General features: G+C 74.0%; 13 protein-coding genes and 1 tRNA gene. 2 read left to right on the top strand and 12 right to left on the bottom strand.

What is annotated here, in order from left to right; genetic code table 11:
* Positions 1–22: 22 nt before the first annotated feature.
* From ADJ73_RS07795 to ADJ73_RS07780, 4 genes are all read right to left on the bottom strand, one after another.
* A complete protein-coding gene (locus ADJ73_RS07795; protein ID WP_050347808.1) occupies positions 23–2,386 on the bottom strand; it encodes an amino acid permease in 2,364 nt (787 codons plus the stop codon).
* A 97-nt stretch (positions 2,387–2,483) separates the two neighbouring features.
* Complete coding sequence (locus ADJ73_RS07790) at positions 2,484–3,278, bottom strand: response regulator transcription factor (protein ID WP_050347807.1); 795 nt, start codon at positions 3,276–3,278, stop codon at positions 2,484–2,486.
* A gap of 5 nt (positions 3,279–3,283) precedes the next feature.
* Entirely contained in the window at positions 3,284–4,387 is a 1,104-nt protein-coding gene (locus ADJ73_RS07785; RefSeq protein ID WP_050347806.1) for an ATP-binding protein, read from the bottom strand.
* Positions 4,388–4,481: 94 nt separating this feature from the next.
* Positions 4,482–4,565, bottom strand: a tRNA-Tyr gene (locus tag ADJ73_RS07780).
* Positions 4,566–4,649: 84 nt separating this feature from the next.
* Here ADJ73_RS07780 and ADJ73_RS07775 point away from each other — a divergent pair.
* Both ADJ73_RS07775 and ADJ73_RS07770 read left to right on the top strand, forming a co-directional pair.
* On the top strand, positions 4,650–5,147 hold the full coding sequence (locus ADJ73_RS07775; RefSeq protein ID WP_050347805.1) for a YajQ family cyclic di-GMP-binding protein: 498 nt from the start codon (positions 4,650–4,652) through the stop codon (positions 5,145–5,147).
* A gap of 55 nt (positions 5,148–5,202) precedes the next feature.
* Positions 5,203–6,102 carry an AEC family transporter gene (locus ADJ73_RS07770; protein ID WP_050347804.1) on the top strand — a complete coding sequence of 300 codons (900 nt, stop codon included), beginning with the start codon at positions 5,203–5,205 and terminating at the stop codon, positions 6,100–6,102.
* Positions 6,103–6,161: 59 nt separating this feature from the next.
* Here the strand turns inward: ADJ73_RS07770 and pepN are convergent, their stop codons facing one another.
* The 8 genes from pepN to nuoN all read right to left on the bottom strand — a co-directional run bounded on the left by pepN (position 6,162) and on the right by nuoN (position 19,327).
* On the bottom strand, positions 6,162–8,657 hold the full coding sequence (gene pepN, locus ADJ73_RS07765; protein ID WP_050347803.1) for an aminopeptidase N: 2,496 nt from the start codon (positions 8,655–8,657) through the stop codon (positions 6,162–6,164).
* A gap of 146 nt (positions 8,658–8,803) precedes the next feature.
* The gene (gene htpX, locus ADJ73_RS07760) at positions 8,804–9,664 is read right to left on the bottom strand and encodes a zinc metalloprotease HtpX (RefSeq protein WP_050347802.1); all 861 of its coding nucleotides are present in this window, start codon (positions 9,662–9,664) and stop codon (positions 8,804–8,806) included.
* Positions 9,665–9,720: 56 nt separating this feature from the next.
* The gene (locus ADJ73_RS07755; protein WP_050347801.1) at positions 9,721–11,868 is read right to left on the bottom strand and encodes a GGDEF domain-containing protein; all 2,148 of its coding nucleotides are present in this window, start codon (positions 11,866–11,868) and stop codon (positions 9,721–9,723) included.
* A gap of 166 nt (positions 11,869–12,034) precedes the next feature.
* A complete protein-coding gene (locus tag ADJ73_RS07750; RefSeq protein ID WP_050347800.1) occupies positions 12,035–13,897 on the bottom strand; it encodes a hypothetical protein in 1,863 nt (620 codons plus the stop codon).
* A gap of 104 nt (positions 13,898–14,001) precedes the next feature.
* Positions 14,002–15,306, bottom strand: coding sequence for a D-arabinono-1,4-lactone oxidase (locus ADJ73_RS07745; protein WP_050347799.1), 1,305 nt, complete (start codon positions 15,304–15,306; stop codon positions 14,002–14,004).
* Complete coding sequence (locus ADJ73_RS07740; RefSeq protein WP_050347798.1) at positions 15,303–16,481, bottom strand: alanine racemase; 1,179 nt, start codon at positions 16,479–16,481, stop codon at positions 15,303–15,305. The genes ADJ73_RS07745 and ADJ73_RS07740 overlap by 4 nt, the downstream gene beginning before the upstream one ends.
* 261 nt (positions 16,482–16,742) lie before the next feature.
* The gene (locus ADJ73_RS07735; RefSeq protein ID WP_082176830.1) at positions 16,743–17,777 is read right to left on the bottom strand and encodes a polyprenyl synthetase family protein; all 1,035 of its coding nucleotides are present in this window, start codon (positions 17,775–17,777) and stop codon (positions 16,743–16,745) included.
* Positions 17,774–19,327, bottom strand: coding sequence for an NADH-quinone oxidoreductase subunit NuoN (nuoN, locus tag ADJ73_RS07730; RefSeq protein ID WP_050349309.1), 1,554 nt, complete (start codon positions 19,325–19,327; stop codon positions 17,774–17,776). The genes ADJ73_RS07735 and nuoN overlap by 4 nt, the downstream gene beginning before the upstream one ends.
* Positions 19,328–19,359 lie beyond the last annotated feature (32 nt).

The raw sequence follows: 19,359 nt of genomic DNA, 5'->3' as shown, positions 1-19,359 counted from the left end.
GGACCGGGGCGGGGCGGGCCCGTCAGCGCGGGCCGGTCAGGGCGGGGGTGACCAGCTCGTATGTCGGGTTGGCGATCACCGTCTCCCCCTGGCTGCGGGCGACCCGGCCGGTCACCTCCATCGCCGTCCCGGGGTGGATCCCCGCGACGAGGCGGCGGCCGTAGAACTGCACGGAGATCCGGCCGGTGCCGTCGGTGAGCTCGCACACCAGGGCGGGGCTGGACGCCAGCGCCGACACCCGCATCGACTCCACCCGACCCCGGACCGTGACGACCTCCCGGGGCCGGGCCGCGCCGATGTCGATCACGCCGGCGGCGCTCGGGACGGCCGCCAGGTCGGCGGCGCGGTCCTGCGGCTCCCAGACCTGGGGCGGGACCGGGGCGAGCGGGTCGATCGCCGGCTGCAGCGGGCCCGGGTGCTCGGAGGCGGGGGCCTGCCGCTGCGACGCGGACGCGTCGAAGGGCACGATCGTCGCCGCGACGCCGTGGACCCGGGACACCGCCGCCGCCAGCCGGTCCGCGGTCTTGTCGTGCAGCAGCCGGCCGAGGACGGCGCCGTACGTGCGCCGCGGGAGCAGGACGGTGACCTGCGCCGTCGGGTAGCGCTCGACGAGGCGGTGCGTGTAGAGCATCGCGGTCCGGTCCAGCCGTCGGTCCGGGCAGTCGACGAGCTCCAGCGCCAGGTCCCGGGTCTCGAGCTGGTCCCAGGCCTGCTGCAGCCGCTCCGCGTGCGCGGTGTCCACCACCAGGTGCACGCACCGCAGCTGCGCCGGCTTGAGGGTGCGGGCGTAGCGCAGCGCCCGCACCAGCGCGAGGTCCACCGTGTCGACGAGCACCACGACGATCGACGTGGGGGCGATCCGCACCGGCTGGGCCACGGGGTGGGTGGCGAGGATCTGGGCCTCACGGGTGTACTCCCGGTGCAGGCGCAGCAGCCCGAGCACCATGATCGGGAAGACCACCACGACCAGCCACGCGCCCTCGGTGAACTTCGTGACGGCGAAGACCACGACGACGACCAGGGACACCACGCCGGTGGCCGTGTTGAGGACGATGTTGCGGGTCCGGTGGGGCTCGTCGAGGGGGTCGGCGCGCCGGTAGTGCGCCGCCATCCCGAAGCCCGCGAGCGTGAAGCCCGTGAACACCCCGATGGCGTAGAACGCCACCAGCTTGTCGACGTGCGCCCCGGTCACGAGGATCAGCGCCAGCGCCACCACGGTGAGCAGCACGATCCCGTTGGAGAAGGCGAGGCGGTGGCCGCGCTTCTGCAGCCAGCGGGGCAGGAAGCCGTCCTCGGCCACGAAGTTGGCGAGGTAGGGGAAGCCGTTGAAGGGCGTGTTGGCCCCGGTGTAGAGGATGAGCATGGTCGCGAGCTGCACGACGAGGAACAGCACGTGCCCGAACCCGTTGTCGGGGAAGACCGCCCGCGCGACCTGGGAGATCACGGTGGGCGAGCCGGCGGCGTAGACCACAGCGTGCGTCTCGTGGGCCAGCCAGGACACGCCGCCGACGAGCCCCGCGAGCAGGCAGCTCATGACGACGAGGGTCCGGCGGGCGTTGCGCCCGGCGGGGGCGGTGAAGGTGGAGACGCCGTTGGAGATGGCCTCCAGGCCGGTCAGCGAGGACCCGCCGTTGGCGAAGGACTTCATGAGGATGTAGACCACCCCGATGGACAGCGCCGCCGAGCCGTGCCCGATCTCCAGGCCGCCGTGGGCCTGCGCCGCCACCGGGTCGTAGTGCGGCAGATCGCCGAGGACCTCGCGCACGATGCCCGTCACGATGACCACGGCCATCGCCCCGACGAAGAAGTACGTGGGGAAGGCGAACGCGCGCCCGGCCTCCCGCAGCCCCCGCAGGTTGCCGTAGGCCAGGCCGCACACCACCACGACCGTGATCCACAGACTCGCCGGCAGCAGCGCCGGGACCGCGGACGTCAGCGCAGCCGTGCCCGCCGCGGCCTGGACGGCCACCGTCACGATGTAGTCCAGCATCAGCGCCACGGCCCCCACCTGCGCCACGACCGGGCCGAAGTTGTCGCGGGCCACGACATAGGACCCACCCGCCTTGGTGTAGATCATGACGACCTGGCGGTAGGCCAGGGTGACGATGAGCAGCACCAGCAGCACCACGCCGGTCAGCGGCAGCAGCGCGTCGTAGGCCATGAGCCCCAGCACGGGCAGCAGGACCAGCAGCATCTCCTCCGAGCCGTACGCGGACGACGAGATGCAGTCGCTGGACAGGACGCCGAGGGCCAGGCCGTTGCCGAGCCGCTCGTGCTCGGCCTCCGCGGTGTTGAGGGGGCGCCCGAGCAGCCGGGTCTTGAGGCGGTAGGGCAGGCTCTCCGGGAGCGCTGGAGCGTCGACAACGGGGTCGGTCGTGGTGGTCACGTCGCCAGTCAACGCCCGCGCGCGAGGGCCGCAGCGCCGATCCGGGGGCTCCCGGCCCGATCTTGACGGGGCCTTAACGCGCCGCTCGACGCCGGGGTCAGCGCGGCGCCGGCGCGGGCGCTGGGGCTGGAGTTGGTGCCGGCACGTCCAGGCGGTAGCCGACCCCCGGCACCGTCACGAGGTAGCGCGGCTCGCGCGGCTCGGGCTCCAGCTTGCGGCGCAGCTGGTTGGCGTAGACCCGCAGGTAGTTGGACTCCCGGCCGTAGGCGGGGCCCCACGCGGCGCGCAGCAGGTCGGCGTGCGGCACCACCTGCCCGCCGTGGCGGGCCAGCTCGGCGAGCAGCCGCCACTCGGTCGGGGTGAGCCGTATGCCGCTCCCCCGCACCCGCGCCTCGTACGCCGCGAAGTCGAGGGTGAAGTCGGCCGTCGTGACCCGTCCCGGCAGGGCGGCCCCGTGGGGTCCTGCCGGGACCGGTCCGCCCGGGCTGCCGGTGGCGGCGTCGTCGGGACCACCCAGGCCCGCCGTGGGGTGGCCGCGGCGCAGCGCCGCCCGGACCCGCGCCATGAGCTCCTCGGGCCCGAAGGGCTTGGTCACGTAGTCGTCGGCGCCGGCGTCCAGCGCGGCCACCTTGTCGTCCGCCTCGCGGCGGGCCGACAGCACCACGACCGGGACCTGGCTCGTGCGTCGCAGCCGCTCCAGCACGGTCACGCCGTCCAGGTCGGGCAGCCCCAGGTCCAGCAGCACCAGGTCGGCGCCCCGGGCCGCGTGGGCGGCGAGCGCGGCCCTCCCGGTCGCCACCGCCTCCACGTCGTATCCCCGGGCCCGCAGCGTGATGCCGAGGGTCCGGGCCAGGGACGGGTCGTCCTCGACCACCACGATCCGCTCCGCCATACGCGCTAGCCTCCCGCTCCGTCCACGGCCTGGGCTCTCGTGCCGGCCCGGGTCGTCTCCCGGGCCGCCGGCCCGGCCGGGAGGGTCACCACCATCGTCAGGCCGCCGCCCGGCGTGGCGCGGACGTCCAGCGTGCCGTCCATCGCCTCGGTGAGCCCCCGCGCGACGGTCAGCCCCAGCCCCAGCCCGCCGCCGCTGCGGTCCCCGACCTGGTGGAAGGCCGCGAAGAGCCGTTCGTCCGCGACCCCCTCCCCGTGGTCGACGACCCGGATCTCCACGGCCTCGCCCGTGGCCGCAGACTCGACCGCGACGCCCCAGGAGGTGTGCCGCAGCGCGTTGGCCACGAGGTTGGCGAGGACCCGCTCGAGCAGACCGGGGTCGGCCCACGCGGTCCGGTGCCCCGGGACCAGGCTGACCCGAGCCGCGTTGAGCGACCCCTCCACCACCGCGTGCAGCACGTCGTCGACGTCGGTCTCCTCGAGCTGCGCGGTGAGCGCTCCCGCCTCGAGCCGGGACACGTCGAGCAGGTTGCTGATGAGGTCGTCGAGCCGGTCCGCCGACGCGTCCGCCTCCTGCAGCAGCAGGGCGCGGGTGGCGGCGCTGTGCGTGACGTCCTGGGCGCGCAGCTCCCCCACCGCCGCCTTGATCCCGGCGAGCGGGGTGCGCAGGTCGTGCGACACCGCCGCGAGCAGCGCCCGCCGGTCCCGGTCGTCGCGCGCCAGCCGCTCCGCCGCCCGGGCCGCGCGGGCCCGGGCCGCCGCGAGGTGCACCACCGTCGCCACCACGACCGCCACCACCAGGCCGATCACCAGCACCGCCGCGTGCGCCGGGTCCTGCACCGACAGGCGGTGCAGCGGCGGGACGAACCACCAGTTCTGCAGCAGCGACGACAGCACCGCGCACACCAGCGCCGGCCCCAGGCCCCCGACCACCGCGACCAGCACCGTCACGAGCAGGTAGCCCTGCGCCGCCGCCGGGACCCAGCGGTCGGTCACCCCCACCAGCAGCAGCACCCCCGTCAGCAGCGCCGGCGCCACCACCGCCAGCACCCACCCGGCCAGCAACCGGCCGCGGGGCAGCGGCGCGGGCGGGCGGGGGGCCATCGGCATACGGCCCATCATGGCCCAGTGCCGCAGACGCCCGGGAGGGGCACGACGAAGGCCCCGGTCCGACGAGCGTCGGTCCGGGGCCTCGTGCACAGCATGGTGGCGGGTGAAGGATTCGAACCTTCGTAGCTTTCGCGACGGATTTACAGTCCGCTCCCATTGGCCGCTCGGGCAACCCGCCATGGTGCGTCGGCAAGCATAGCAACGAGGGGCGGCGATGCCGAATCCGTAAGATCGAGCCCGACAGACCATCCAAGGAGGAGCCATGGCGGACAGCTCGTTCGACATCGTCAGCAAGGTCGACAAGCAGGAGGTCGACAACGCGATCAACCAGGCGGCCAAGGAGGTCGCCCAGCGCTACGACTTCAAGGGGGTCGGCGCCTCCATCGAGTGGAGCGGCGACAACGTCCTGATCAAGGCCAACACCCCCGAGCGGTGCGCCGCGGTGCTGGACGTCTTCGAGACCAAGCTGGTGCGGCGGGGGGTGTCGCTCAAGTCCTTCGACTTCGGCGACGACAAGGAGGCCAAGCCGTCGGGCAAGGAGTACCGCCTCGAGGGGGCCATGCGCGACGGCATCACCCAGGACAACGCCAAGAAGATCTCCAAGCTGATCCGCGACGAGGGGCCCAAGTCGGTCAAGGCGCAGATCCAGGGCGACGAGCTGCGGGTCACCTCCAAGTCCCGCGACGACCTGCAGGCCGTGCAGCGGCTGGTCAAGGAGGCCGACCTGGACTTCGCGGTCCAGTTCACCAACTACCACTGACCACCGGGCCTGAGACCCGTCCGCACCCCGGCAGCGCTCCCGATAGCCTGCCGGGGTGCTCGCTGCCCTCGTCCAGGTCGTGCTGCCCGTCGTGCTCGTGGCGGCGGTCGGCTTCGTGCTGGCGCGGTCCTTCGCGCTGGACCGGCAGACGCTCAACAAGGTGGGGATGCACGGGCTGACGCCGGCGCTGGCGTTCACCTCGATCGTCAAGACCGAGGTGTCCCCCGGCCAGGGCGTGTGGCTCGTGGCGGCCTACGTCGCGGCCAACGTCCTCGCCGGGCTCGTCGCGTGGGCCGTCGCCGGACGGTGGGGCGGGAGCACCCGCCGCGGCGTGGTGGCCTGCACCGTGATCGGCAACAACGGCAACTTCGGCCTGCCCGTGGCGCTGCTCGCGCTCGGCCAGCCCGGGTTGGACCAGGCGCTCGTGATCTTCATCGTCTCGATCGTGGTGATGTTCACGATCGGGCCGGTGCTCTACGGCTCGCACGACGGCCTGGGCGCCGGGCTGCGCTCGCTCGTGCGGCTGCCCGTGCTGTGGGCGCTCGTGGCCGCGTCGGTCGTGCGTATGACGAGCCTCTCCGTCCCGGTGGGCCTGATGCGCGGCATCGAGCTGCTGGCCGGGGCCGCCATCCCCCTGGTGCTGCTGCAGCTGGGGGTCCAGCTCGGGCAGTCGCGCCGGGTGCACCTGACCGGCCCCGTGCTGACCGGTGTGGCGCTGCGGTCGGTGCTGCTGCCGCTGCTCGGGCTGGCGGTGGCGCTGCTGCTGCCGCTGCCGACGCTGTCCGCGCAGTCCCTGGTGCTGGCCCTGGCGATGCCGACGGCGGTGAATGCCTTCCTGCTGGCCGAGGAGTTCCGGGGCGACTCGGAGCTGGTGGCCAGCGTGGTCGCCGTGACGACCCTGGTCGCGGTGCCGGTGGTCGCGCTGGTCGTGAGCCTGCTGCCGCTGATCCACTGATCCACTGACCTGCCGGGGGCCGAGGGATCAGCCTGGGGAAAGACGGCCGGTCGATCCCTCTACCCCCGGTAGGTCTGGCGGGAGGCGAGCACCTGGCGCAGGATCGTCTCCTGGTCCACGATCCCCCGCCGCACCGCCGCCGTCAGGTCCGACCGCTGCTGCGCCTCCTGGGAGGCCTGCAGCGTCGCCGGCTCCGCCAGGTGCACCGGGTAGGCCAGCCGCGCCACCCGTGCCATCGCGTCATCGCCCACCCACGCGCACATGGCCGGGACGTCCGCGAAGTAGCGGTCCACGTAGGGACGCAGCACCTCCGTCGACCCCGTCGTCCAGAAGCGACCTGCCAGGGCGTTCATCTCGTGGTTGGACCGACCCAGCTGCTCGGTGAACTCGGCCCACGCCCACGCCTTGTCCTGCGCCGTCGGCCGCGCCGCCCGCGCCCCGAGCCACGCCAGCGTCCCGGTCACGGTCCGGTCGGCCTCCCGGGCCTCGTCGAGCTCGGCCACCGACAGCTCGTCGTCGCCGGCCAGCGTCGTCGCCACGAGCCACCGGAAGTCGTCGTCACCCTCGAGCCCGGCGGGCAGCTCGGCCCCGGAGTACCACCGCCGCAGCAGCGCCACGTCGGTCGACGCCGACGCCACGACCCGCGCGGCCGCCAGCGCCTGCGTCGAGCCGGGCTCGGCCTCCGCGAGCGCCGTCGCCGCGGCAGCGGCCACCCGCTCGCGCGCCTCGCGCCGCTCCTCCTCGGGCAGGTAGACCCCCACGACGGTCCCCGTGATCCAGCCGCCCACGGCGCCGAGCACCGAGTCGTCCCGCTCGAGCGGCCACGCGGCGCAGAAGACGTCCACTGCCAGGCGCGGGTCGACGGTCGCGAGCGCCAGGCCGTCCCGCAGGGCGTTCCACACGACCACGCGCGCCGCGAGGTCGTCCAGCTGCGGCAGCTGCTCGGGCAGCCGGCGCAGCGTGTCCTCGTCGAGCACCACGGTCGCCCAGGTCAGGTCGGAGGCGTTGGGCACGACCACCGCCGGGCGCGGCCGGTCCAGCAGCGCCGGCACGACGGACCGCTCGGCGTCCACCGTCAGCTCGGTCCGCACGACCTCCTCGCCGTCGGTCCAGCCCGCCACGTCCAGGCGGTGGGACCGGTCGGCCGGGTGGTCCTCGGGGGCGACCCGCACGATCTCGGCGCGCACCACCTGCGAGGACTCGTCCGCGCAATCCAGGTCCACCCGGATCTGGTCGAGCCCGGCGGTGCGCAGCCAGGCGTCCGTCCAGTCGGTGAGGGGGGCGCCATACGCGCGCTCCATCGCGGCGAAGAAGTCACCCATCTCGGCATTGCCGTGGGCGTGCCGGGTCAGGTAGTCCCGCACCCCGGCCACGAACGCCTCGTCCCCGATGTAGGCGATCAGCTGGCGCAGCACCGCCGACCCCTTGGCGTAGGAGATGCCGTCGAAGTTCTGCAGCGCGGCCAGCGCGTCCTCGCTGCCGTTGCCCGCCACCGGGTGCGTCGACGGCGACCGCTCGGCGGCGTAGCCCCACGCCTTGCGGACGATCCCCTGGTCCGCCCACGCGTCGGGGTAAAGCCCGGTGCCGACGACGCAGCGCGAGGCCATGTACTCCGCGAACGACTCGTTGAGCCACAGGTCGTCCCACCAGGCCAGCGTCACCAGGTCGCCGAACCACATGTGCGCCATCTCGTGGCTCACCGTGTTGTCGCGGCCGAGCAGCTGCCCCCGCGTCACCGCGGACCGGAAGAGGTACTCGTCGCGCAGCACCACGCAGCCGGGGTTCTCCATCGCGCCGGCGTTGAACTCCGGCACCCACACCTGGTCGTACTTGCCGAAGGCGTAACGGATCCCGAAGAGCTCGTGGAAGTAGTCGAAGCTCGCCCGGGTCACCGCGAGGATCTGCGGCGCGTTGGCCTCCAGCTCCTCGCGGATCGAGCGGCGGGCGAAGAGCCCGAGCGGGATCCCGTCGTGCTCGTCGGTCACCGCGGCATAGGGCCCGGCGCAGATCGACACGAAGTAGGTCGCGATCGGGGCGGTCTCGGCCAGGTGCCAGACGTCGCCGTCGCGGGTCGACGCGCCGTTGCCGATGACCACCCAGTCGCTCGGCGCGGTCACGGTGAACGTGTAGGGCGCCTTGAGGTCCGGCTGGTCGAAGCACGCGAAGACGCGGGGCGCGGCGTCCATGAAGGAGTGGCCGTAGACGTAGTGCTCGCCGTCGGCCGGGTCCACCGCGCGGTGCAGCCCCGACCCGTCCTTGCTGAAGGTCATGGTGGCCCGCACGACCAGCTCGTTGTCCGCCGCGAGCCCGGTGAGGTGCAGCCGCCCGTCGGCCCAGGCGTCGTGCGGCAGGGGCGCGCCGTTGAGGGTCGCCTCGTGCAGCTCGGTCGCCTTGAGGTCCACGAAGGTCTCCCCGCCCTCGGTGCCCGCGAAGGTCAGGACGGTCCGGCTCGCGAAGGTCCGCTCGCCCCCGGTCAGGTCGAGCTCGACGGCGTAGCGGGGGTCTGTCACGGTCGCGGCACGCATCCGCGCCTCGGTGCGGGTCAGGCTGGTCATGCGCCCCACGTTGTCACACCTGTCACGTCCGCACCCAGTTGCCCACGACCGGCGCCCCGGATGCCGTCACCCGGGCGCGATCCGGCGACGTCCGTATGCCGTGGGCCCCCCGGCATACGGGCCCGGCGTCTCGCGCCGCTGCGGGCTCAGCGCCCGTGGTAGCCGGCCATCTGCTCGAGCCGCGCGATCCGGTCGGCCGTGGCGGGGTGGGTGCTGAAGAGCTTGCTGACGTCCTGCGCGCGGAAGGGGTTGGCGATCATCATGTGGCTCGCGTTGACGACGTCCGGCTGCGGGGCGAGCGGCGCGCGGGCGATGCCGAGCTCGAGCTTCTTGAGCGCGGACGCCAGGGCGAGCGGGTCGCCGGTCAGGGAGGAGCCGTCCTCGTCGGCGTCGAACTCCCGCGTGCGGGAGATCGCCATCTGGATCAGGCTGGCCGCCAGCGGGGCCAGCAGCGCCATCAGGATCATCACGACCGGGTTGGGGCGGTCCTCGTCATGGCCGCCGCCGAAGAACATCGCCATCTGCGCCACGCTCGTGATCACCCCGGCGATCGCCGCCGCCACCGAGCTGGTGAGGATGTCGCGGTTGTAGACGTGCATCAGCTCGTGCCCGAGCACGCCGCGCAGCTCGCGCTCGTCCAGGAGCTGCAGGATCCCCTCCGTGCAGCACACCGCGGCGTGCTGCGGGTCGCGACCGGTGGCGAACGCGTTGGGCGCCTCGGTCGGGGAGACGTAGAGCCGCGGCATCGGCTGGCCCGCCCTGGCGGAGAGCTCCTCGACGATGCGGTACATCGCCGGGGCCTGCTCCCGGGTGACCGGGTAGGCCTGCATGGCCTTGAGCGCGAGCTTGTCGGAGTTCCAGTAGGAGTAGAAGGTCATGCCGAGACCGGCGAGGGCGAAGAGCCAGATGAACTTGCCGCCGCCGATGAGGGCGCCGAGGCCGAGGAGCAGCGCCCAGATGACGCCGAAGAGCGCAGCGGTCTTCAGACCGTTGTGGTGCCGGTGCATGTCAGGGACAACGCGGCGCCCGCCCGGATCGTTCCGTGCCGCTCAGGCGGGCTGCCTCAGGCCAGGGACTCCGCGGACGAGGCGGCCGGGAGGTCCTGGCGCGCCGTCGCCTCCCCCTGGTCGGGAGTGGCGGGGACGATCCGGCCGCCGCCGGGCTGCCCGGTGCCCTGGCCGCCCTGCTGCCGGATCGCCGCGTCGGCCTCGGCGAGCGCCTCCCACAGCCCGGCCTCGGTGTGCTGGTGGGTGTGGGCGAGGCCCACGAGGACGCGCACGTGGGCGGCGGACTCCGCGAGGTCGCTGTCGAGGCGGCGCCGCAGCAGCGCCAGCCGCTCGGCGCTCGGCACCACGAGGGCCAGCTCCCGGCCGCCCACCCGGCCGACGATCCCGCGCCCCCGCCCGATGGCGTGCAGGCTGGTCGCCACGTGCACCAGGTCGGACTCGAAGCTCGTGGCGCGCCCGTCGGCGCCCCGCGGCAGCACCGACACGAGCAGCACGCCGGCGCGCTCGGACGTGGGCAGGTCGAGGAAGTCCCGGGCCAGGCCCACCCGGGTGAGCACCCCCGTGGTCGGGTCGCTGAGCGTCAGGGCGTGCAGGTGGCCCAGGGCCCGCACGCTGCGCTGGCGGATGTAGGACGCCAGCAGCGCCGCCTCGGCGGGGAAGACCACCCCGGCCACCGAGATCCCGATGGCGTAGGGCGACGGCGCGTCGCCGAGCGACGTCGCCGCGACCATGCCCACCGGCAGCAGCGCCACGAGCAGCGCGACCCAGCGACGGGTGAGGATCATGCCCGCCATCAGGACGGGGAAGGCCACCAGCTGCAGCACCAGATAGCGCAGCTCGGCGGTCTGCGCCCCCGCGACCAGGCCGGCGGTGGTCGGGACCGTCAGCAGCACCAGCCCGTGGACGGCGGGCAGCGGCGCGCGCGGGACGTGGGCGAGCCACACGCCCCCGGTGGCGAGCACCAGGCAGCACAGGTAGGCCAGCACGGTGAAGAGCGGCGGCCAGCCCTTGCTGTGCGGCAGCAGGCTCAGCAGCACGCCGGTCGCGGCCAGCCACCAGCCGAGCAGCCGGCTCTCGGCCTCCGGCCAGCTGATCCGGCGGTCCTCGAGCGACGCGTGCTGGGTCATCGCGACCGGCGTCGGCACCCCGATGCGCGTGTAGCCGTAGGCGTCCAGCGACTCGCGGGCGCTGCCGTCACGCGCGACCTGCGCCCGCGCGAGCAGCTGCCGGGCGCGTTCGAGGATCGGGACGAGCTGCCCGGAGACCAGCAGCTCGAGCGGGATGTCCGAGACCACCCCGGCGCTCGCGGTCACCGGGCGCTGCGGGCTCGCGACCCGCACCGCGCGCAGCACGGCGGGGACCAGCAGGTCGGGGGTGGAGTCGCTCACCACGACGAACTCGTGGTCCACGAACCGTGCCACCAGGTGGCTGCGGTGGTAGGCCCGGGTCAGGGCGACGCCCACCCGGGTCAGGACCTGGTCCGTGGGGCCGGGACCCCACGCCGTCGAGGCCTCCTCGAAGCCGTCCAGGTGGATGGAGAGCAGGGTCACCGTGCGGTCCGGGCGACCGAGGGACCACTCCGCCAGCGCGTGCTCCAGACCCCGGCGGTTGAGCACGCCCGTGAGGGGGTCCAGCCGGGTCTGCTGCAGCACGTGACGCTCCCGGCGTCGGATGCGGCCCAGGCCGAGGGCGGCCGCCACGCCCGGCACGGCGTTGACGACCGTGCCCAGCGCGAGCGCCCAGGCGTGGTCCCCGAGGTCGAGGCCGCTCAGCGCGGCGAAGAGCAGCCCCACCCCGGAGCTGAGCGCCCCGACCACCAGGGCCCGCCACGGGGTGCACAGGTAGGCGGCGAGGATGAGGACGCAGCCGATCAGCCAGAACCACACCACCGTGGGCCGCGGGTCGACCAGGAACTGCGTGAACAACGGCGACGAGAGCGTCGATGCCGTCGCCACCGCGACCGTCCACCAGGTGTCGGTCCACTCCGGTCGCCGCAGCGTCAGGACCAGCTGGACCAGGTAGAACACCGCGACCAGGGCGAACCCGAGCGCCATCGCCGGGGAGGCGAAGCCGGACGACCCCAGCAGGTCGAACACCCCGACCCCCAGGGCCCCGGCCGGGGCGCTGGCGAGCATCAGCCGCGCCTCGGGCAGGTGCTGCCACCGGACCGGGGCGGCGGCGCCGCTCCAGGCGGCAAGGTCCATGGGGTGAGTCCTTACTGAGTCCTTGCACGGAGTGAGTGCTGAGCGGGCCCGAGCGCGAGCGGCGATCGGCGATCGCCGAGCGGCGGCCGTCGGGCGGACAGACGGGTCCAGGGTAGCCGTGCGCGATCGCGGCGGCACCGTCAGCGCCGCGACTCCCCCGAACGCCTCACGAACCCGTGCGCCGCAGCACCACGAACCCCGCCTCGCTGCGGAACTGCGCGGGGCTGAAGTAGTTGAGCCCCGCCACGATCCGGTGGGTGCTGCGCAGCGACGCCAGGACCGGGTCGCGGTACATCATCGCCTCGATGCCGTCGCCCTGGATCGCGTCGGTCGACACCAGGACCACGTCGGGCACCCGGCCGGTCCGCCGCAGCCAGTCGACGGTGTGGCTGCCCTGCGGCCCGAAGTCCTCCAGCCACACGATGTTGGTGTCGGCGCGAGCCCCGCTGGTCACGAAGGCGCCCGTGACGGCGCCATACACCATGAGCGTCTCCCCGGGGCGGACCCAGGTGTCGGTGGTGTCCTGCACCAGCCGCAGGTGCCACAGCTCCCGGCCGCCGGAGTAGAGGCCGCTGTAGGCGCCGCGCGGGGCGGGCGTGAGCGCGGCCCAGGGCGAGTTGGAGTAGAAGTTGGTCGACAGCTGGGTGATCAGCAGGACCACGGTGGAGACGAGGACGCAGCGCTTCAGCGCGACCGTGTCGACGCGGCCGGTCAGCCCCTGCACCACCCGGCACACGCCCACCGTCGTCGCGAGGGCGAGGGCGACGGAGGCGGGCGGGAACTCGCCGTACCACGGCCCGGCGAAGGTCGTGGCCGCCACCATCGGGTGCCCCACCACGGCCGTGGGGAGGGCGAGCAGCAGCAGCGTGCGCACGTCGCGGTCACCGCGCGTGAGGACCCACCAGACGCACACCGGCAGCATGACCAGCGCCGTGTAGAGCTGGATCGACCCTGCGTAGCGCATCATGTTGATCTTGTGGATCAGCAGGGCCGCGATGCTGGTGAGCCCGAGCACCACGGGGAAGGCCACGAGGGCCGCCCGGCGCCACCGCACCGGCAGCCGCGGCACCGCGGCGCTCAGCCCGAGCAGCACCGCCGGGAGGCGCACCGGGGTGGTCAGCTCCTTGAGCCAGGACACGGTCGTGAAGCTCAGCCGCTCCATCGGCGTGGAGCGCGGCCGCTGGTAGGCGACCGTGTAGTCCACGGTCTCCTGGATGGCGCTCCACCCGACCACACCGAGGAAGTAGCCGGCGACCGGGATCGTCACGAGCGCGCTCGACCCGACGAGCCACCACAGCGCGTCACGGCGACCGGCCCGCCACAGCAGCACGGCCAGCACCAGCAGGCTGAGCCCGACGGCGGGCAGCAGCGACTGCAGGCTGACGGCCCCGAGCGGGGCGGTCAGCCCCACGGGGACCACCCAGCGGCGCGCCTGGTGCCGGGGGCCCAGCACGGCTGCGGTCCCGCAGCACACGAGGATCACCATGGCCAGCGTGGGCACGGTGTTGTAGGACAGGCCGACGACGTGGTAGCTGGTCACCACCAGCGAGGACGTCACCGCGGCGAAGGCGATCAGCGGGCGCATCCGGGTCCGCAGCGCGCGGTAGCACAGGACGCCGACCAGCACCGCGACCAGGAGGTAGCAGTAGCGGTAGGCCAGAACCAGGTAGGCCTGGCCGAAGAGGTGGATCCACGCCCACACGAAGGGCGCCCCCGCGGCCGAGCCGACGGCCTGGGCGTTCATCTCGTCCGCGAAGAGGCGGTCCCCCTGGGCGATCCGCTGCGCCAGCGCCACGACGTGCGAGCCGTCGTAGAGGTCCGCGCCGGAGCGCACCCGCACCAGGAACCACAGCAGCAGCCCCAGGGACGCCAGCCCGACGGCGCGCTCCTCGGCGGCGGCCCGGCGCCAGGCCGCGCTCACCCGGGAGGCACCCCGCACGGCAGGCCCACGAGAGACACCGGCGCGGACGGCGCCGGGGACCGGGTCCGCCGGCGGACGGACGGCGGCGGCGTCCTCGGCGGTCGTCATGGCGGTGCGGTCCTCCAGCGGTGCGGCGGAGCGGAGGCGTGGTCCCCCGGTCCGCGTCAGCCTACCCGGGGCGGGCGGACGCTCCCGGCAGGCGCCTCCCCGCGTCAGTCGCCGAGCACCTGCTGCAGGTAGGCGTTGCGCATCACGCGGTCCGGGTCGACGCGGTCGCGCACCGCGCGGAAGTCGTCGTAGCGCGGGTAGAGCGCCCGCAGCTGGTCCGGGCCGAGCCGGTGCAGCTTGCCCCAGTGGGGCCGTCCCTCGTGCGCCGCGACGATGTCCTCGAAGGCGGCGACGTAGGGCGTGATGTCGACGCGGTGGTACTGGTGGATGGCGACGTAGGCGTTGTCGCGCTGGTAGCCCGTCGACAGCCACGCGTCGTCGGCCGCGGCGAAGCGGATCTCGACGGGGAAGGTCACGCGGGTGCGGGACCGCTCGATCCAGCGGTCCAGCTCCCCCAGCACGGCGGGGAGGGCGGCGCGGGGGACGGCATACTCGCTCTCGGTGAAGCGGACCGTGCGCGGGCTGGCGAAGACCGCGTAGGAGGTGTCCGTGTAGGTGCGGGCCGACAGGGCCCGCGCCGCGACGGCGTTGATGGCCGGGGTCGTGGCGGGGACCCGCGCCGCCAGCCGGCAGCTGGCCTCGAAGACGCCGTTGGACAGCAGCTGGTCGTCGAGCAGGTAGCGCCAGCGGCTGAGCGCACGGCCGGAGGAGTCGCCCGGCGCCAGGCGGCGGTTGTGCTTGGTGAGCACCCGGTCCGTGTGGGGGAACCAGAACGCCTCGAAGTGGTCGTGCTCCCCCACGTGCCGGTCGACCTCGCGCAGCACCCCCTCGAGCGAGTCGGGGGCCTCGACGGCCTCGATCCGGAAGGCGGGCACGCACGCAAGGGTCACCTCGGTCACGATCCCGAGCGCGCCCAGCCCGACCCGGGCGGCGTGGAAGAGGTCCGGCTCCTGCTCGCGGTCGCAGCGGTGCACCTGACCGTCGGGGGTCACGATCTCCAGCGCCTCGACCAGGCCGCTCAGGCCGGGCAGCGTGGCGCCGGTGCCGTGGGTGCCGGTCGCGAGGGCGCCCGCGACCGACTGCTGGTCGATGTCGCCGAGGTTGGCCATGGCGAGCCCCTGCGCCTCGAGGAGGCGGTTGAGGTCGTGCAGCCGGGTGCCGGCGCGGACCCGCACCCGACCGGTCTCGCGGTCCACGGCCACCAGCCCGGTCATGGCGTCGAGGCTCACCTGGACGCCGTCGGTGAGCGCTGCGCCGGTGAAGGAGTGCCCGGCGCCGACCGGCTTGACGGCCACCCCCCGCCGCCCGGCGTCGACCAGCAGCGCGCCGACCTCGTCGGTGCCGACCGGGGTCGCCACGCTCTCGGGCGTGCAGCTCTGGTTGCCGCCCCAGTTGGTCCAGGGGCTCATCCGAAGGCCTTTCCCTCGCCGCGGTAGGTCGGCACCTCACCGACCACCTCCTCCCCGGCCACCAGCAGCAGCCGGTCGAAGCGCTCGCACATCTCCCCCGCCTTGGCGTGCCGCCACCACACGTGGTCGCCGACGCGCAGCCGCTCCGCGGCCGGGCCGGTCACCGGGGTCTGCACCTCACCGGCCCCCTCGGTGCCGAGCAGCGACAGACCGTATGGCGCCACCGGCGTCGGCAGGCGGTCGCGCCCCGCCGCGCCGCTCGCCGCGTAGCCACCGGAGTAGCAGGTCGCGACCCGGGGTGCCGGTCGACGCACCACCGGCAGCACGAACCACGCCGCCGGGGCGTGCCGGAAGTCGCGGTAGCCGTCGAAGAGGCGGGGGGACATGAGCCCGGACCCGGCGGCCAGCTCGGTCGTGGCCGGGTCGGCGCCGAAGAGGTGCAGGCTGCCGGTGCCGCCGCCGTTGACGAGCTCCAGCGGGTGGCCGAGGACGTCCTCGACGGCGCGGACGACCGCGGCCCGGCGGCGGTTGAGCTCGCGCACCGACGCGGCCTTGACCGCGCGCACAGCGGGCGAGGTGTCCTGCAGCCCCGCGACCTGCGCGTCGTAGGCCATCACCCCGACGAGCCGCAGCTCGGGCAGAGCCTGGATCGCGCGGGCGGCCGCCGCGCCCTGGGCAGGGGTGCGCAGGCAGGAGCGCCGGACCCCCAGGTGCAGCGGCCCCACGCGCAGCGAGGCGTCCAGGTCCAGGCACACCCGCACCGGGCCACCGCCCGCCTCGCGCGTCGTCTCCGTCAGCAGCCGGACGTGGTCCGGGTGGTCGGTCATGACCGTCACCCGGTCGCGCTGCGGGTGCCGGGCCAGCCGGGTGAGGGCCTCCCGGCCCACGGGCGGGTAGGCGAGCAGCACGTCCGGGACGCCGTCCTCCGCGAGCCACAGCGCCTCGTCGAGGCTGTAGGCGAGGACCCCCTGGAAGCCGTGCTCGAGGGCCCGGTGCACCAGCGCGCGGCAGCGCACCGACTTGCTCGCGAGGCGCACCGGCAGCCCGCCGGCACGCTCCAGGAGGGCGCGGGAGTTGGCGTCCCACCGGTCGAGGTCCACGACCGCGAAGGGCGCGTCGCGGCCCGCGAGCAGCTCGCGCAGCCGCTCCGCGCGGTCATCCCTGACGGCGGTCATGGCCGCACTCTAGGGCATCGTGACCGGCCGGTAACCAGGATCGGCCCGGGTTGTGGACAGCTCTCGCGCCCGGCCTGCACGGCCGGGAGGACCGGGGGCACCCCTCGGGCAGCACCGCGGGCGGCCACCGTCGGGCGTCAGTGTCGCGCGCCGGCGCACCCTCGGCGAAGAGCCCCGGGCGCACCCTCGGCGAAGGGGCGCCGGCGCAACCTCAGCGAAGGGCGTCGGGCGCACCGTCGGCGCCGGACGCAGGCGTCCCGCTCAGACGGTGCGGTCGACGACCCCGGCGGCCAGGGCGCGCAGCGCCTGCACCGCGTCCCCGTCGCCGAGCGGCTCGAGCACCTGCTGGGCCTCCTCGGCCACCTGGCGGGTGTAGTCCCGGGCCCGCTGCACCGCGGTGTGGGCCCGCAGCAGGGCGAGCGCCTCGGCGTGCGCCGCGTCGTCGTCGCGCAGGTCGCGGGCCAGCAGCTCCTGCAGCCGGCGGTCGGCCGGGTCGGTGGACGCCTTGACGTAGAGCACGGGAAGCGTGTCGACCCCCTCGCGCAGGTCCGTGCCCGGCTCCTTGCCGGACTCGTCGGAGGTCACGTCGAGCACGTCGTCGGCGAGCTGGAAGGCGATGCCCAGCTTCTCGCCGTACGACTCGAGGATCTGGCAGGTGACGTCGTCGCAGCCGGAGAACATCCCGCCGTAGCGCGCCGCGGTCGCGATGAGCACCCCGGTCTTGTCGGCGAGCACCCCGAGGTAGTAGGCGACGGGGTCCGTGCCGGGCGGGCACGGGTGGTCGTCGCGGATCTGGCCGGAGCACAGCCGCACGAAGGTCTCGGCCTGAATGCGCACGGCCTCGGGCCCCAGCTCGGCGAGCAGCCGGGAGGCGGTGCCGAAGAGCAGGTCCCCCACCAGGATCGCGGTGGAGTTGCCGTAGGCGGCGTTGGCGGACACGACCGCCCGGCGCATCTCCGCCTCGTCCATGACGTCGTCGTGGTAGAGGCTCGCGAGGTGCGTCAGCTCCACCGCGGTCGCCGCCGTCTCCACGCCCGGACCGAAGCCGTCACCGAGCTCCGCGGCCAGCAGCGTCAGGATGGGGCGGAACCTCTTGCCCGACGACAGCAGGTGCGCGCTCGCGCCGGCGATGAAGGGGTCCTCGTGGTCGACCTCGACGCGGATCCGCGCCTCCACGGCCTCCAGACCTGCGGCGACCCGCGCCATCAGCTCGTCGGTGGCGCCCGGTATGGCGGCCAGGGCAGCCGTCGGGGCGACCGCCGAGGGCACCCCGACGGGACGAGGGCTCCCGGTCATGGCAGGAAGGTGGAGGCGCGCCCGGCCAGGTCGAGCAGCGGGGTCGGGAAGACGCCGAGGACCAGCGTCAGGGTGACGCCGAGCGCCACGGCCACCGTCGTCGCGATGGACGGCATCACCACCTCGGCGGTGGCCCCGTCGCGCTCGCCGAACCACATGAGACCGACCACGCGCAGGTAGGCGTAGGCCGTCACCAGGGAGCACAGGACACCGATCACCGCGAGGGTCGTGCCCATGCCGCCGCCGTGGGAGACCGCGGGCATGAAGGCCGCGAACTTGGCGGTGAAGCCGGAGGTCAGCGGGATGCCGGCGAAGGCCAGCATCAGGAAGCTGAAGACGGCGGCGGTCACCGGGTGCCGCCGGGCCAGGCCGCCCCACTGGGAGATCGCGGTGGCCTCGGACCCGCCGCGACGCACCAGCGAGATGATGGCGAAGGCGGCGATGGTCGTGAAGCCGTAGGCGATCAGGTAGAAGACCACGCCGACGACGCCGCTGCGGTCGAAGGCCAGGACGCCGACGAGGATGAACCCCGCGTGGGCGATCGAGGAGTAGGCCAGCAGCCGCTTCATGTCGGTCTGGGTCACGGTGAGGATGGAGCCGACGACCATGGTCAGGATCGCGACGGCCCACAGGGCGGGCTGGAGGGACCAGCGGTCCCCGGCCAGACCGACGTAGAGCAGCCGCAGCAGCGCGCCGAAGGCCGCCATCTTGGTGCACGCGGCCATGAAGCCGGTGACCGGCGTCGGGGCGCCCTGGTAGACGTCCGGGGTCCAGGCGTGGAAGGGCACGGCGCCGATCTTGAAGAGCAGGCCGACCAGCACGAAGAAGGCCCCCATGAGCAGCATGCCGTCCATCCCGACGCCGCTCGTGACGGCCCGGGAGATGTCGGCGAGGCGCACCGACCCGGCGAAGCCGTAGAGCAGGGCCGCGCCGAAGAGGAAGAACGCCGAGGCGAACGCCCCGAGGAGGAAGTACTTCAGCGCCGCCTCCTGGGACAGCAGCCGGCGTCGACGCGCCAGCCCCGCCAGGACGTAGAGCGGCAGCGAGAGCACCTCCAGCGCCACGAACATCACCAGCAGGTCCCCGGCCGCCGGGAAGAGCAGCATGCCCGTCACGGACAGCATCGTCAGCGGGAAGACCTCGGTGGTCGTGGCGCCCAGGCGCAGCGCCAGCGACTCGCCGTGGGAACCAGGCGCCGCCGAGCCCGACTGGGTGAAGGCGTCGGGCAACGTCGAGTCGAAACGCTCGGCCATGGCGAGCACGCTCATCAGCGACAGCACCAGCAGCGCGCCCTGGATCATCAGCGTCGGGCCGTCGACCACGACCGCGCCGGCCGCGGTGGAGACCCAGGAGCCGCGGGCGCAGGTCACGACCGCCGCGAGCGCGCCGAGGAGACCGACGACCGCCACGACGACCTGCGTCACGAAGCGGGCCCGCCGCGGGACGAACGCCTCGACCAGCACCCCGACCAGGGCCGCCACGACGACGACGATCACCGGGGAGACGGCTGCGTAGTCGATCGACGCCATCTGGAAGTCGGCGGCCGGCATACGACCGGTGACGTCGCCGACGGCACCGGACA

Source organism: Arsenicicoccus sp. oral taxon 190 (assembly GCF_001189535.1).
GTDB lineage: Bacteria > Actinomycetota > Actinomycetes > Actinomycetales > Dermatophilaceae > Arsenicicoccus.
This window is presented reverse-complemented; position numbering and strand designations above follow the sequence as displayed.

What these genes read in the sequence shown, in the direction of transcription:
- ADJ73_RS07790 (WP_050347807.1), bottom strand. Translation starts at nt 3,278, where the DNA reads ATGGCGGAGCGGATCGTGGTGGTCGAGGACGACCCGTCCCTGGCCCGG.
- ADJ73_RS07785 (WP_050347806.1), bottom strand. Translation starts at nt 4,387, where the DNA reads ATGCCGATGGCCCCCCGCCCGCCCGCGCCGCTGCCCCGCGGCCGGTTG.
- ADJ73_RS07775 (WP_050347805.1), top strand. Translation starts at nt 4,650, where the DNA reads ATGGCGGACAGCTCGTTCGACATCGTCAGCAAGGTCGACAAGCAGGAG.
- pepN (WP_050347803.1), bottom strand. Translation starts at nt 8,657, where the DNA reads ATGACCAGCCTGACCCGCACCGAGGCGCGGATGCGTGCCGCGACCGTG.
- htpX (WP_050347802.1), bottom strand. Translation starts at nt 9,664, where the DNA reads ATGCACCGGCACCACAACGGTCTGAAGACCGCTGCGCTCTTCGGCGTC.
- ADJ73_RS07755 (WP_050347801.1), bottom strand. Translation starts at nt 11,868, where the DNA reads ATGGACCTTGCCGCCTGGAGCGGCGCCGCCGCCCCGGTCCGGTGGCAG.
- ADJ73_RS07750 (WP_050347800.1), bottom strand. Translation starts at nt 13,897, where the DNA reads ATGACGACCGCCGAGGACGCCGCCGCCGTCCGTCCGCCGGCGGACCCG.
- ADJ73_RS07745 (WP_050347799.1), bottom strand. Translation starts at nt 15,306, where the DNA reads ATGAGCCCCTGGACCAACTGGGGCGGCAACCAGAGCTGCACGCCCGAG.
- ADJ73_RS07740 (WP_050347798.1), bottom strand. Translation starts at nt 16,481, where the DNA reads ATGACCGCCGTCAGGGATGACCGCGCGGAGCGGCTGCGCGAGCTGCTC.
- ADJ73_RS07735 (WP_082176830.1), bottom strand. Translation starts at nt 17,777, where the DNA reads ATGACCGGGAGCCCTCGTCCCGTCGGGGTGCCCTCGGCGGTCGCCCCG.
- nuoN (WP_050349309.1), bottom strand. Translation starts at nt 19,327, where the DNA reads ATGCCGGCCGCCGACTTCCAGATGGCGTCGATCGACTACGCAGCCGTC.